This is a genomic window from Cohnella sp. CFH 77786 (assembly GCF_019400745.1).
Lineage (GTDB): Bacteria > Bacillota > Bacilli > Paenibacillales > Paenibacillaceae > Cohnella.
Genome location: NZ_WJIB01000002.1, coordinates 486,788 through 500,736 on the forward strand (window position 1 = coordinate 486,788; position 13,949 = coordinate 500,736).

Below are 13,949 nucleotides of genomic sequence, written 5' to 3' on the forward strand. Positions count from 1 at the left end.
AACTGGGTGCCTAAGATGGGGCGGCTGTCTCGAAGTCAAGGCGAGTAAAGGGAAATCGGCCCTCTATTTTTGCGTATCCCACACGCGCGTGATTAGAAGGAAAACCTCCCTCTAATTCCGGCTATCTCCCCTCAATTGAAGTTTTTCACCGATATTAGTGGGAGATTTTCCCTCTAAAGATCCCGAATAAGCAAAATTCAAGGAATTAGCGGGAGGTTTTTCATCTAAAGTGGATCGGCGGGGCAAATCCGGCATTCGGTAGGATCTGCCGAAAGCGGCTTGGCATATATGCTGTAGGTCACCGTCGTTTTTTTGTTCAAGTCTGCGAATCCGGAACGATTGCGGAGAAAAGCAGTTTCAGCGAAAAAATAGAACCTCTTAGACTTGATCTTGATCGTTCTATGGAAACGCTGTTCTAACGAGTCAAACTTTCTCGTCGTTCTTCTTGCGGCTCCCTCTATGCTTCTTAATCAGCTTAGGCAAGTGTTTGATGCCCCGGATCATTTTCCCCCGGCACATGGGACATTCGGGAGAAGCTGAAGCGGCCAGTTCCTCCCGCACCCACGCCTTGCATTCCGGATTGACGCATCGGAAGATCGGAACCGGCGAGGTCTCCGGTTTGGGCGTATCCATTTGCAGGACGATTCACCTCCACCGACTACGTTTCCCCTCATGCACAAGTCCTAACCGCAAGAAAACCGCGTTGTGGTCCATCCCCGGGACCATGCGGTTTCGCTGAAGTTCTGTGGGTATTCCTCTCTATATCCGCGCCGAAGGATGGTTTCTTTATGATCGTTCAAGCCTGGGAAGATTGTCACTTCCTGTCGATCCGGCTACAATGGGAGAGACAAGTTATGGAAGAGAGGTTTGATCTTTGAAGCGCATTCTCATCACGGACGATTCCGCAATCATGCGTAGAAACCTGAGAGCGATCCTCTCGAATGCCGGGTATGAAGTCGTGGCCGAAGCGGCCGACGGCGAGGAGGCGCTTCAAGCGTACCGCAAGTATCTCCCCGACCTGGTGACGATGGACATCACGATGCCGGTGATGGACGGCTTGGAGACGGTCAAGCGGATCATCCGCGAGTATCCGGGAGCCCGGATCGTCGTGATCAGCGCCTTCGATCAGCGGCGGATGCTGTTCGAGGCGATGGAGAACGGAGCCAAGCACTATTTGATCAAACCGATCACGGCAGATAAGCTGCTCTCGGCCGTACGACAGCAGCTTGAGCCTTCCCCTGTCCCGGTTTCCGAACCGGTCGCCGCCGGATCTCCCGAGCGTCCCGCGACTTCAAGCTTGACGGCTGAAGGGCCCGGTTTCGACATCGAGAACAAAGACGGGATGTTCACGATTTCGTTCGCCGATCCGATGAGGCCGGGTCCCTATGCCGATTTGCGAACGGCCGTGCAAGGACTGCTTTTCGTGAAGCCGATCAACATTGCCTTTCATTTCGGAGACGCGCAGGGGTGCCATCCGGCGTTGGCTGACGAACTGGAGGCATTGATCGGTACGATCCGGCAAGCCGGGGGGAACGCCTTCGCAGGCGCCCGGAACGAGACGCTGGCCGCCGCGCTGCGCAACCGGTTGTCCGTACCGATCGGGGCGGAAGGACGGAGCGGGTGAAGGCGGCGGATATTCCGAACAAGCTCCGGACGCCGCTCGTCGCGTGCCTGGTTCTTCTGATCGGCCTTCCGGCCTTTGCGCTCGGGTGGTACTCGATTAACGGCTTGTCCGGAAACCGGGCAACCTGGGGATTCGCCTTGTTCGCGCTTACGCTGGTGGGGATCGCCGCTTATGCGTTCTTGCTGCTGCGTTTCCTCCGGATCCGCGTCCATGAACCGCTGCGCTACTTTCGTTCCAGGCTGGAGGACATCTCGGAAGGCTTTATTCCGGACGAGATTCCGGAGGAACCGTTCCGCAGGGCCGAGCCCGGCATCGCGGAAGCGTTCCGGCAAGTGATCGAGATTAACCGGATGCTGCTGAGGAACGTGGACAACCTGGAGCAAGGCTTCGAGGAAGAGCGACAGGCGAAATTGGCTCAACTCGCGCTCACGAACGCCTATCAGCGGTTCGTTCCCAAAGACTTCATCAGCTTTCTCCAGAAATCGAGCATCACGGAAGTGAAGCTCGGCGACCATGTCCAGACGGAAATGACGATTCTCGTGTCGGACATCCGTTCCTTCACCGCCTTGTCCGAAGGATTGACGCCCGAAGAAAACTTCCGGTTGATCAATGCCTACCTATATGTCATGGAACCGGTGGTCAACGAGCATCACGGGTTCATCGACAAATATATAGGCGATTCGATCATGGCTCTCTTCCACAGGAGTCCTGACCATGCCTTACTTGCCGCGCTTCGGATGCTGGAACGGCTCCGCGAGTTCAACCGGGACCGCGCGGCCGCCGGCGAAGAGCCGCTGGCGATCGGCATCGGGATCAATACGGGTTCCATGATGCTGGGTATCGTCGGCGGGGAGAACCGGATGGAAGGAACGGTGATCAGCGATGCCGTCAATCTCGCCTCCCGGATGGAAGAGTTCAACAAAGCGTACGGCACTTCCATTCTGTTCTCGGAGCATACATACCGCCGTCTGGCGGATCCTTCCCGGTTCCGGGTCAGACGGGTCGATCGGGTGCGGGTGAAGGGCAAGAAGGAACCCGTCGAAATCTATGAAGTAACCGGAGAAGGTCCTCCCGCGGGCCGCCCGGCCTACGACTCCCAAGAAGCAGGTGAAACCTTGTGACTGCCAAGCCCCAGCAGGCCGTTCGCAGCCATTACCCCAAGCCGGGAAATAAGATAAACCGCCGGACGCTCAGGAGACGGGTACGCCGCCTGTTCTATCTGTCCAACATGGTCAACACGTTTCTGTTCGCCTGCATTACGCTGGCCTTGATCGGATTCATTTTCAAGCCGATTACGGAAGCCGCCGCCACTTATATCAGCTCTTCCATCGCCGAAGAGATCAATTCTCCATCGTTCCTTCAGGAGATGAAGATCGGGAAGCTGGAGGATTTCAATCCGGACAGTCCCGAAGCCCAGCCGTGGAAAGCCAAGATGGACCGGATGACCAAGATCGAATACTTCCTTCCCATGTCCTGGGATCCGAATTCGGGGGAAGTCGATTTAGCGCCTCCCAAGAGAGTCGATTTTTCGGATGTGATGATTTACGTTCAAGTGGATTTGGCCGGGAAAACCGTCTATTCGAACAACGAAGCCATGGCTTCCCCGAAGGGGCTGCTGAAGCTGGTGGACCGCTTGTACCATTCGGATTCCCTCAACGAGCTGTATAATACGTCAGGAGATCGGATCGGGCAGGTGAAAGTCGGCTTCTCCCCGGCGGTAACTGCCTTCATGCTCGCGCTCATGGTCGTCTTGTTCATCGTGATGTTCGTCATTATGCAGCTGTTTTCCTTGCTTTTCAGCAAGCTGTTCTCGATTCCGGTGCTCAAACCGCTGATGCAGCTCAAAGACAACATCCAGGGGATTGCGCGGGACCGTTACGAGGATGTCGCAGGGAACCGGGTGGAGCTGAGACGGCCGCTGCGGGAAATCGAAGAGCTCGCGGATGCCACGAATCTGATCATAGAGAAGATGAGTGATTACGCCGACCAGCTCCATATTCAGAAGCAGACGCTGGAGGACCAGAACGAGGAGCTCGAAGCGCAAAATCAGGAGCTCATGGAGTCCAAGGAGATCATCCAGCGGGCCCAACTGGAAATCGCCCGGAAGGAAGCCGCGCTTCGGAACATCCTGAATCATGCGGGGCAGGGCTTCCTGACGTTCGGCGCGGATCTGTCGGTCCACCCGGTGTTCAGCCAGGAATGCGTCAAAATATTGTCTCCGGATCGGCCGCTCGCCGGGCGCTCTTTCCCGGCCTTAATCTCCTCCGGGGACGAAGAACAGCGGATATTCATGGAGAACATCCTCGTGAAAATTCTGCAGGACCGCGACCGCAACCGCCGGGAAATCTACATGCCGCTCCTTATTGAAGAGGTCCGAACCTGCGGGCGGATCGTGCACGTCGACTATAAAATCATACCGGATCCCGAGAACGAGACCGGCGAGATATTCATGGTCGTCCTGACCGACATCACGGAAAAACGGGCGCTTCAATCGCAAATGGAAGCGGAACGGAATACCCTCAAGATGGTCGTCAAAGTCATGGTCCATTATGCCGACTTCTCCTCCAGCGTGAAGGATTTCCGCAAATTCCTCGAGTACGACCTGAAGCAGCTGGCGTCCAGGGACGAGCCGATAGGGGACAAGCTGACGGTCGTATTCCGCCATCTCCATACGTTCAAAGGCACTTTCGCACAATGGGGTCTTCGCCAGATCACGGAAAGGCTGCACGAAGCGGAAACCCTCGTTTCCAAGCTCGGCAAGCGGGAACCGTCCGAAGCCATGGAATGGCTGGACGAACTGGAAGACATGTCCTTGGAGACAGCCCTGGAAGAGGACATGCAGATGCTACGGGACACCGTCGGCGACGAGTTCCTCCAAGACCGGGACGTCCTGATGATCGACAAGGCCCGCTTGATCGAGATCGAGAAGAAAATGCTGCAAACGTTGTCGCCGGTCGATTGCAAGCTGTTGCTGCCCGACCTGCGCAAGCTCAGGTACAAGCCTTTCCGCGACCTGCTCAAGACCTATCCCGAATACGTGGAAGGGCTGGCCTCGCGGCTCGAGAAATCCGTGAACCGCTTCGACATCCGGGGCGGGGACTTCCTCGCCGATACGGATAAATACGGGGAGCTTGGCCGGTCCCTTATCCATATTTTCCGCAACGCTGTCGACCACGGCATCGAGACGGCCGAGGAGAGGGAGGCTTCCGGCAAGGAGGTTTCGGCCAACTTGATCTGCGACGTTAGCCGGGGGGCGGATTCGATTCTCTTGTCCATCGCCGACGACGGAAAGGGAATCGACGTCTCCGCGATCAAGGCCCGGGCGCAGGCCGCCGGCATCTATGCGGAAGACCGTCTGGCTAACTTGGACGATCGGGAAGCGCTCGACCTCATTTTCCGCGACGAGCTCTCGACGAAGGAGCAAGTCACGGAACTGTCCGGACGGGGAATCGGATTGTCCTCCGTCAAAGCCGAAGTGCTTCGTCTGGGCGGCACGATCGAAGTGATGACCGGGCCGGGGCAGGGCACGATCTTCCGCATTACGCTTCCGGCTGACGAATTGACCGATCTTCCGCAGCTCGGCGTGCCGACGGTGATCGAACCGCTGGTCCGCACCACCGAGACCTTCTTCCGCGAGCAAGCCGGCGTCCGCCTGGTCGCCGACGAAATGGTTCAGCTGCAGCAGGGGAAGAACGACAAGCTGCTGCTGAACAAGGTGACCACGTTCATCCATGTCAAAGGGGCGGTGGAAGGCATCTTCGTGATGACGGCAGACGACCGGCTTTCTCGAATATTGCTTCAGCGCATGGTCATCGGAGGGATTCCGGAGGCAGAAGAGGACGCATTCGTCGAGGACAGTCTGGCGGAAGCCGCCAATACGGTGCTCGGGAATTCCCTGAGCCAGCTGCAGAGCCTGGAAGAATTCATTCTGATGGATCCGCCGATCACGATCCGCACGGAGGGGGCTTCCATCCGATACGCGGATTCGGAAATCTGGACGTGCCGTCTGGATTCCGGGCAAGGGGTGCTTCGCGTCGGCTTCGTCATTCTCAAGAAAAGCAGTTTAACCTAGGAGGTTATCCATTTGGCCAGAATATTGATCGTAGACGATTCCGTGATCATGCGGAGAAATCTGAAATCGATGCTTGTGCAGGCGGGCCACACGATCGTCGGAGAAGCTTCCGACGGAATGGAGGCGTACCGGGAATACGCGAGGCTGCTGCCGGACCTCGTGACGATGGACATCACGATGCCGGTCATGAACGGGATCGACGCCGTCAAAAAAATCATGGCCACGTATCCGGAAGCCAACATCATCATGATTAGCGCGCTGGACCAGCGGAACATGGTGTTCGAGGCGATCCAGAACGGCGCCAAGCACTATATCCTCAAACCGGTGACCGTGGAGAAGATTCTCGAAACGGTGAACGAAGTTCTGAAAATCAAATCCCCGGACGTCGCGTCCATGACAGAGGAGAACGGGCGGGACAACGACGTGCCGCTGGCGATCGAGAACAAGAACGGAATCTTCCTCATCCGGATCGGACACGGAATCACGGACGAGAAGCTGGACGAGCTTCAGACGGCGGTGCAAGGGTTCCTCTACGTCAAGCCGCTCCGAGCCGTCGTCGATTTCGGCAGCATCGGGATGCTGCAGGAGGACTTGCTGGTCCGTATCCTGGGCCTCATGAGAAAGCTGCATGACGCCGGAGGTGCGGTCAAGGCGCTCAGCCATAACCACAGTCTGATCGAATCCCTGAAGCAGCATAATCAAGGCGAATTTTTCCGCATTCATACCGAATGGGCGCAAGTCGTCTTTTGAACGGATCGGCCAAACCGAGGGCACCGGCAATCGTTGCCGGTGTCATTCATGATGGAAGGAAGGGTTGCCCCGCCGTTTACAGAGATCCGAAGGGGACTTTAACAATTTTTTAACAAAAAATCGTAATGCATCTTTATACATTTCTCGCCAGAAATCGTCACCGGTAAGTCGTGAAAATTCGACAAACCCTGCGCCGTCCTCGATTGAAGCGTTTTCAATTGGAAATGAAAAGAGCTCACAAAACGAAGAGGCACAAGCCTCATTTTTTGTTGTGGATTTTAGATGATAGAATTTGGCAGGAGAAAGATCGGGTTCCGATTTTCCAGTAAGAGCGGGATTGCGTTTTCAGAACGCAAGCCGGAGCGCGAAAAATGTTTATGAACAAAAGCTAATAATTATTAATTTCGTACGGGATATTCGGGAGAAATCGAATAAAAAAATTCTTCCGATAACTTGGAAAAGTCGTTATGATTTAAAAAGGCGTACTCCGCTTTTGCCATGATTTTCCGCAATAATTAAGAGGAGGATGAAAACGTGAGAAAAAAGAAGTGGGTCTCGAGCTTCACCGTTTTTGCACTAGCGGCCGTACTCATCGCGGGCTGTACCGGCAATAAGCCGCAGGAATCTGCCTCCCCCTCGGCGTCGCCCAGCGCGACATCCAGCGAATCTCCCTCCGAATCTCCTTCCGCCAGCCCGGCCGGGCCCAAAGACGGCGGAACCTTGACGATCAGCACGTTCTCCGACATGGTATCCGTCAACCCGATTTTCATTAACGATACCGCATCCGGTGACCTGGACGCCTTGATTTTCGCGAAGCTGTACGATTTGGACCGCAACGCCAATCTGGCCGCCGAGCCGTGGTCGCTCGCCGCCGAGCTGCCTCAGGTTGCCGCGGACAATAAGACTTATGTCATCAAGCTGAAGCCGAACGCCAAATGGAGCGACGGCCAGCCGATCACCGCGGAAGACGTGAAATTCACGTTCGATACGATCCGGAATCCGGACGTCGGCTCTCCGGCGATCAGCACGTTGGATAAAATCGATACGATCACCGTCAAGGACCCCCAGACGGTGGAAATCAAGCTGAAGCAGGTATACGCGCCGTTCCCGTACTCCCTGTACATCTCCATCGTGCCGCAGCACATCCTCAAGGACGTTCCTGCCAAGGAACTTAAGGCGCACAAGTTCGGGGTCGATCCGGCCCAAACGGTGACCAGCGGACCGTGGAAATGGACGGAATGGACGCAAGGCCAGCATTTCACGATCGAGAAGGACCCGAACTACTGGGGCGAGAAGAAGCCGCATATCGACAAGATCGTGTACAAGATCTACGCGGACCAGAACACGGAAGTTCAGGCGCTCATGAAGGGCGACGTTCAAATGACGGAAGCGATCCCGCTGACGCAGATCGAAGCCGTGAAGAAGCAGCAGAACCTCAACGTCATCCTGGCGCCGGGACCGCAATACGAGTACATCCAATTCAACTTCAAGGACGAGAACTTCCCGCAGAAGGTGTCTCCGTTCAAGAGCCAGAAGACCCGTCAAGCGATCGCCTACGCGCTCAACCGCCAAGGCATGGTCGACAACGTGCTGAAGGGCGCCGGCGCCCTGATGAACTCCCCGTTCCTCCCCAAATCGTGGGCGGACCCGGGCGACAAAGCCGTCAATTACGCATACGATCCCGAGAAGGCGAAAGCGCTGCTGGCGGAAGACGGGTGGAAGCCGGGTAAAGACGGCATCCTCGAGAAGGACGGCATCCGCTTCTCGTTCGAACTGCAGTACAACGCGGGCAACAGCCGCCGCGAGCAAGTATCGGCGATCGTCCAACAGAACTTGAAGGACGTCGGCATCGAGGTGATTCCGAAAGGCATCGACTTCGCGACCTGGATCGACCAGAACGTCACGCCCGGCAAGTTCCCGGCGATCCTGCTCGGATGGTCGCTGTCCAACCCGGATCCGGACGCGGAGAGCATCTTCTCGTCCAAATATTTCCCGCCGGCCGGACAGAACAGCGGCTGGTACGTGAACAAAGAGCTCGACGAGCTGTGGGTGAAAGGCCAACAAACCGTCGACAAAACCGAGCGCGCCAAGATTTATCACGAGATCGGCGAGAAAATTTCGATTGACCTGCCCTACGTATTCCTGTACCAATACGGCCTCCCGCAAGGCGTGGACGCTTCGAAGGTCAAATGGGCGGAGGAAGACCGTCCCGAATCGTCCCTTGCCTACGGCTATCTGTTCCATATCATCAACTGGTGGTTAGAGTAAGCGGAATCGCAAGGACATCATCTTAATTCTAAAGATTCAGGGGAAGGTCCCGCGGGCCCTTCCCCTGTCTCCAAGGAGAGGAGGACGCCGGATGACCGAGTATTTGATACGCCGTTTGCTGCAATCCGTGCTGGTGCTTTTCCTCATATCCATCCTCACGTTCGCCATCATCCATGCGGCTCCAGGCGGTCCGACGCAAGTGTTCCTGGCGCCGGGGCTGTCTCCGGAAGCGGCCAAAGTGCAGGCTCACAACCTCGGCTTGGACCAACCGGTTCCCGTGCAGTATTTGAAATGGATCGGGGGAATGCTTCAAGGGGATTTGGGCCACACGTTCAAGAACAACATCCCCGTCGGCGACATCCTGTGGCCAACCGTGAAGAACACGATCATTCTGATGGCGTCGGCCTGGATTCTGTCCCTGATCATCGCCATCCCTTGGGGCATCTACAACAGCACCCGGGAATACGGCTTTTCCGACCATACTTCCAATTTCATTTCGTATCTCGGCTTCGCGATGCCGACGTTCTGGTTCGGCATCATTCTGCAGCAGACGTTCGCGCTTAAGCTGGATCTGCTGCCTCTATCCGACATGTACGACATGGACAAGCAAGGAGACGTCGGAAACCTGATCCTGCATCTCGTTCTTCCCGTAACGGTGCTATCTCTCGGCTTTCTAGCCGGTTATGTTAAATATTCCCGTTCCAGCATGCTCGAGGTGCTGAACCAAGATTATGTGCGCACGGCCCGCGCCAAAGGCTTGAAGGAACGAAAAGTCGTTTACCGCCACGCCCTTCGCAACGCGCTGATCCCCATCATCACGATCCTCGGCCTCGATCTGCCGATTCTGGTCGGCGGCGCGGCGTTAACCGAAAACGTATTCAACTGGCCCGGAATGGGCCGCCTGTTCGTGGAAATGGCCGTAGCGCGCGAATATTCCGTGCTCATGTCCATCACGCTCGTCGTTTCCGTCATGGTCGTGGTCGGCAACCTGCTGGCGGATATTCTCTATGCCGTCGTGGATCCCCGCGTACAGTACGGGCGGAAGGGCGGTGCGGCCGCATGAGCGACATTGAAGTTCCTCCAACAGGCAAGCGGCGTAATTCCCCCCAGGGGACGCCGGCGGGCATTCCCGTTCCCGCGGATCCGCCGCCTCCGGGGCCTTGGAAGACCGCGGCCAAGAAGTTCATGCATAATCCTTTTGCGGTTGCGGGACTCGTCATCGTTTTGATTTTCGTTCTGATCGCGCTGCTCGCCCATAAGCTGGCTCCTTACGATCCGACCCGGATCGATATGATGTTCCCGAACCTGCCGGCCGGCTCGGAAGGCCATCTGCTCGGGACGGACGAATTGGGACGGGATATCTTGTCCCGGCTGATCTACAGCAGCCAAATCTCGCTGAAGGTCGGTTTCTCCGTCGCCATCGTTTCCGTCGTGATCGGCGCGATGATCGGCGCCGTATCCGGCTATTTCGGCGGTTGGGTGGACACGGTTTTCATGCGGCTGGTCGACGTCATGTACTCGATTCCCACGTTGTTCCTCAATATTTTGATTTTGGCCATTTTCGGCTCGAAGTCGACTTATCTGATCTGGATTCTCGCGCTCACCAGCTGGATGGGCGTGGCCCGGCTCGTGCGCGGCAATTATTTGCAGCTGCGGGAGATGCAGTACGTAGAAGCGGCCAAGGCGATCGGAGTGTCCGATTGGCGCATTATTTTCGTCCATCTGCTCCGCAACTCTTCGGCTCCGATCATCGTGACCGCCACGCTCATGGTGGGGAACGCGATTTTGAGCGAATCGGCGCTTTCTTATTTGGGACTGGGAATCCAGACTCCGGATACGAGCTGGGGCCTGATGCTTAGCAACGCTCAGGAATTCATGCTGACCGATCCCCTGCTGGCTTTATATCCCGGTTTGTGCATTCTGATCGTCGTGCTGGCCGTGAATTTCATCGGTGACGGCATTCGCGACGCCATGGATCCCCGCAAAACGACGATCCCGCGAAGGAGGCTGGACCAATGGCGGACAAAATTCTCGAAATCCGGAACATGACCGCCGCCTTCCTTACGGATCAAGGAATGGTGAAAGCCGCGGACCGGGTCTCCCTCGAGATCGAAAAAGGGAAGACGTTGTGCGTGGTCGGCGAGTCCGGCAGCGGAAAAAGCGTGACGGCATTGTCGGTGATGCGGCTGATCGATTTCGCAGGCGGCACGATCACGGAAGGCGAAGTGCGGTTTGACGGTCAGGATTTGGTCCGGATGAAACAGCAAGAGATGCTGAAAATCCGCGGCAACCGCATTACGATGATTTTCCAGGACCCGATGTCGGCCCTGAATCCCGTCTTCACGGTCGGGGAACAGATCGCCGAAGCGCTCCGGACGCATAAGGGAGTCGGCCAGAAGGAAGCTTGGCGGCAAAGCGTGGAAATGTTGAGGAAGGTCCGGATTCCGGATCCGGAAATCCGGGCGCGGCAGTACCCGTACGAAATGTCGGGCGGCATGTGCCAGCGCGTCGTCATCGCGATGGCCCTCGCCTGCAATCCCGAGCTGCTCATCGCCGACGAGCCGACGACGGCGCTCGACGTGACCGTTCAGGCGCAAATCCTCGATCTGCTCCTGCAACTCAAGCAGGAGTTCCGCATGTCCATGCTGCTCATCACCCACGATATGGGCGTGGCGGCGGAAGTCGCGGACCGCATCGCGGTCATGTACGCGGGAACCGTGGTCGAAGAGGGAACGGTCGCGGAAATTTTCGAAAAGCCCCGTCATCCCTATACGATCGGGTTGCTGAAGTCGATTCCGGGCCTGGAAGGAGAGCGCGGCGGAGAGCTGTATACGATCAAGGGATCGATACCTCCGCTTAGCAAGATCCCGTCGGGCTGCCGCTTTCATCCCCGTTGTCCGTATGCAATGGACGCGTGCCGGACGGACGAACCGCCTCTTCGCCAATCGTTGTCCGGACATAAGGCCGCTTGCTGGCTGGACGACGAGGGCGGCCTGAGACCAGGCATGCCGGACAACAGGGAAAGGAAAATCACGATCGGAAGCCGGCCGGAGGTGACCCCGTCATGACGAACGAATATTTGCTGGAAGCGGAGCACGTCAAGAAATACTTCCCGATCAAGTCGGGCTTGTTCGGCCGGGTGGTCGGTCACGTCAAAGCGGTGGACGACGTGTCGTTCGGGATCCGGGCGGGGGAGACGTTCGGACTTGTTGGGGAGTCCGGCTGCGGCAAATCGACGCTGGCCCGCGTGCTGCTCAAGCTCAAACGGGCGACGGACGGGGGAATCCGTTTCCAGGGACGGGATATCCACGAAGTCGGCTCCTCCGACTTGCGCAAGCTTCGGCAAGAAATGCAGATCATTTTCCAGGATCCTTACGGTTCCTTGAACCCGCGGTTTCTGGTGAAGGACGTGATCGCGGAACCGCTTCGCACGCACAGGAGAATGTCGGCCAAGGAAGTGGACGAACGGGTCGTGGAGCTGATGGAGCTGGTCGGACTGGACGTGAGCCGGCGGAACCGGTACCCGCACGAATTTTCCGGCGGGCAGCGCCAGCGGGTCGGCATCGCCAGGGCAATCGCCCTGAACCCGAAGTTCGTCGTGGCGGACGAAGCGGTATCGGCGCTTGACGTCTCCGTGCAGTCCCAAGTGCTGAACCTGCTGCAGCGGCTGCAGAAGGAGCTCGGGCTCACGTATCTGTTCATCGCCCACGGACTGAACGTCGTCCGGCACATTTCGGACCGAATCGGCGTCATGTACTTGGGCAAAATGGTGGAGATCGCGCGCACCGAAGACCTGTTCGACCATCCGAAGCATCCGTATACGCAGGTGCTGCTGTCCGCGATTCCCAAGCCGACGCCGCACCGGACGAAGGAGCGCATCATCCTGGAGGGAGACGTGCCGTCGCCGGCGAATCCGCCGTCCGGGTGCCGCTTCCACACCCGCTGCCCCTACGCGCAAGAACGGTGCAAGGTCGAGGAGCCGCTGCTCTCGCCGGCGGGAGACGACCGTCAAGTCGCATGCCATTTTCCGTTGTAAATCCTATCGGCGATATAACGCTTAAGGATGCCCCGGCATCCGAACCGGTATATTTCCAAGCCGGCACCTGAGGTAACTCGGGTGTTTTTTTCCGTTTCCGGTTGCAGAAAGGTCTATTCTCTGACAGATGAAGGGAAAACGCAGGTTGTTGCCGAATATTGATCATCAGATCATCGAATTGGATATTTTCTTCTTTTGTACTCCTGATGAAGAAGATATTTGCTTGTTTTTCCCTAGGCAATCGTCTATTCTTTTTCTATTCCCTACACATGAATAAGCGAGGTTTGGCATATGGCAAGAGTAGGCCCGAAGCTGCAGCAAGCGAATACGCTCCTGATGATCTCGAGCATCTATTCTTCCTTGACGAAGGCCGAGAAGAAGGTAGCGGACGTCGTGAAAAGCAATCCCGAGGAAGCGGTGCTGGCCACCGTGACGGATCTGTCCGAACAGGCGGGCGTCGGGGAGACTTCGGTCATCCGTTTCTGCCGGAAGCTGGGGTTCCGCGGGTTCCACGAATTCAAGCTGTCGGTCGCGCAGGATCTGGTGGACCGTCCGCCGTCGGTTTCGAACATGGAGATCGGCGACGAGGATGACGTCATAACGGTAGCCCGTAAGCTGACGATGCAGCACGAACGGCTGTTGAAGAACACCCTGGATCTGGTAAACGTAGACAACTTGAAGGCAGCCGTGGACAAAATGCTCGCCGCGGAACGAATATTCGTCTACGGCGTAGGATCGTCCGGCATTACCGCGCTGGACTTGCACTACCGGCTGATGCGGCTGGGCATGAACGTCGAGGCGCACCGCGACGCCCACATCATCGCGATGTCGGCCGCACTGTTGAAGAAAGGCGACCTCGTATTCGGGATCTCCACGTCCGGGAGCACCCGGGACCTGGTCGATCCGGTGCGGCAGGCGAAGAAGAACGGAGCCGGCGTGATTTGCTTGACGAGCCACCTGCGCTCTCCGATCGCCGCCCATGCCGATACGGTGCTGCTCGTACCGTCGCGGGAGATGTCGAGGGAAGGCGGGGCGTTGTCGACGAAGTTCACGCAGATCCATATGCTCAACATTCTCACTACGCTCTTGTCCATGAAGATGGACACGGCGTCCGAAGCGCTCGAGAAAACGGCGCTGTCCGTCGCCGATAAATTGTATTGAATTCCATATCATCGCTCCGGCTTCGGGAACGACCTCAT

The 13,949-nt window shown here is 57.1% G+C and carries 11 protein-coding genes; 10 read left to right on the plus strand and 1 reads right to left on the minus strand.

Annotation, left to right across the window (positions count from 1 at the left end; all coding sequences use genetic code 11):
• Window positions 1-423: 423 nt before the first annotated feature.
• Window positions 424-633 carry a cold-inducible protein YdjO-related protein gene (locus GE107_RS04950; RefSeq protein ID WP_219638389.1) on the minus strand — a complete coding sequence of 70 codons (210 nt, stop codon included), beginning with the start codon at window positions 631-633 and terminating at the stop codon, window positions 424-426.
• A gap of 241 nt (window positions 634-874) precedes the next feature.
• On the opposite strand from GE107_RS04950, the gene GE107_RS04955 reads away from it, so the two are divergent.
• The 10 genes from GE107_RS04955 to GE107_RS05000 all read left to right on the plus strand — a co-directional run bounded on the left by GE107_RS04955 (window position 875) and on the right by GE107_RS05000 (window position 13,911).
• Window positions 875-1,624, plus strand: a complete 750-nt coding sequence (locus GE107_RS04955; RefSeq protein WP_219638390.1) for a response regulator — start codon at window positions 875-877, stop codon at window positions 1,622-1,624.
• Window positions 1,621-2,745 carry an adenylate/guanylate cyclase domain-containing protein gene (locus GE107_RS27005; RefSeq protein ID WP_219638392.1) on the plus strand — a complete coding sequence of 375 codons (1,125 nt, stop codon included), beginning with the start codon at window positions 1,621-1,623 and terminating at the stop codon, window positions 2,743-2,745. The genes GE107_RS04955 and GE107_RS27005 overlap by 4 nt, the downstream gene beginning before the upstream one ends.
• Window positions 2,742-5,696 (plus strand): ATP-binding protein, encoded by a 2,955-nt coding sequence (locus GE107_RS27010; RefSeq protein WP_219638394.1) that lies wholly within the window; start codon window positions 2,742-2,744, stop codon window positions 5,694-5,696. Before GE107_RS27005 ends, GE107_RS27010 begins: the two co-directional genes overlap by 4 nt.
• 12 nt (window positions 5,697-5,708) lie before the next feature.
• Window positions 5,709-6,446, plus strand: coding sequence for a response regulator (locus GE107_RS27015; protein WP_219638395.1), 738 nt, complete (start codon window positions 5,709-5,711; stop codon window positions 6,444-6,446).
• A 534-nt stretch (window positions 6,447-6,980) separates the two neighbouring features.
• Entirely contained in the window at window positions 6,981-8,714 is a 1,734-nt protein-coding gene (locus GE107_RS04975; protein ID WP_219638397.1) for a peptide-binding protein, read from the plus strand.
• A gap of 91 nt (window positions 8,715-8,805) precedes the next feature.
• On the plus strand, window positions 8,806-9,777 hold the full coding sequence (locus GE107_RS04980) for an ABC transporter permease (RefSeq protein ID WP_219638398.1): 972 nt from the start codon (window positions 8,806-8,808) through the stop codon (window positions 9,775-9,777).
• Window positions 9,774-10,763, plus strand: coding sequence for an ABC transporter permease (locus GE107_RS04985; protein WP_219638399.1), 990 nt, complete (start codon window positions 9,774-9,776; stop codon window positions 10,761-10,763). The genes GE107_RS04980 and GE107_RS04985 overlap by 4 nt, the downstream gene beginning before the upstream one ends.
• Entirely contained in the window at window positions 10,730-11,782 is a 1,053-nt protein-coding gene (locus GE107_RS04990; RefSeq protein ID WP_219638401.1) for an ABC transporter ATP-binding protein, read from the plus strand. The genes GE107_RS04985 and GE107_RS04990 overlap by 34 nt, the downstream gene beginning before the upstream one ends.
• Complete coding sequence (locus tag GE107_RS04995) at window positions 11,779-12,750, plus strand: ABC transporter ATP-binding protein (RefSeq protein WP_219638403.1); 972 nt, start codon at window positions 11,779-11,781, stop codon at window positions 12,748-12,750. The genes GE107_RS04990 and GE107_RS04995 overlap by 4 nt, the downstream gene beginning before the upstream one ends.
• 291 nt (window positions 12,751-13,041) lie before the next feature.
• Window positions 13,042-13,911, plus strand: a complete 870-nt coding sequence (locus GE107_RS05000; protein ID WP_219638405.1) for a MurR/RpiR family transcriptional regulator — start codon at window positions 13,042-13,044, stop codon at window positions 13,909-13,911.
• The last annotated feature ends 38 nt before the right edge of the window (window positions 13,912-13,949 follow it).

What these genes read in the sequence shown, in the direction of transcription:
- GE107_RS04950 (WP_219638389.1), bottom strand. Translation starts at nt 633, where the DNA reads ATGGATACGCCCAAACCGGAGACCTCGCCGGTTCCGATCTTCCGATGC.
- GE107_RS04980 (WP_219638398.1), top strand. Translation starts at nt 8,806, where the DNA reads ATGACCGAGTATTTGATACGCCGTTTGCTGCAATCCGTGCTGGTGCTT.
- GE107_RS04985 (WP_219638399.1), top strand. Translation starts at nt 9,774, where the DNA reads ATGAGCGACATTGAAGTTCCTCCAACAGGCAAGCGGCGTAATTCCCCC.
- GE107_RS04990 (WP_219638401.1), top strand. Translation starts at nt 10,730, where the DNA reads ATGGCGGACAAAATTCTCGAAATCCGGAACATGACCGCCGCCTTCCTT.
- GE107_RS04995 (WP_219638403.1), top strand. Translation starts at nt 11,779, where the DNA reads ATGACGAACGAATATTTGCTGGAAGCGGAGCACGTCAAGAAATACTTC.
- GE107_RS05000 (WP_219638405.1), top strand. Translation starts at nt 13,042, where the DNA reads ATGGCAAGAGTAGGCCCGAAGCTGCAGCAAGCGAATACGCTCCTGATG.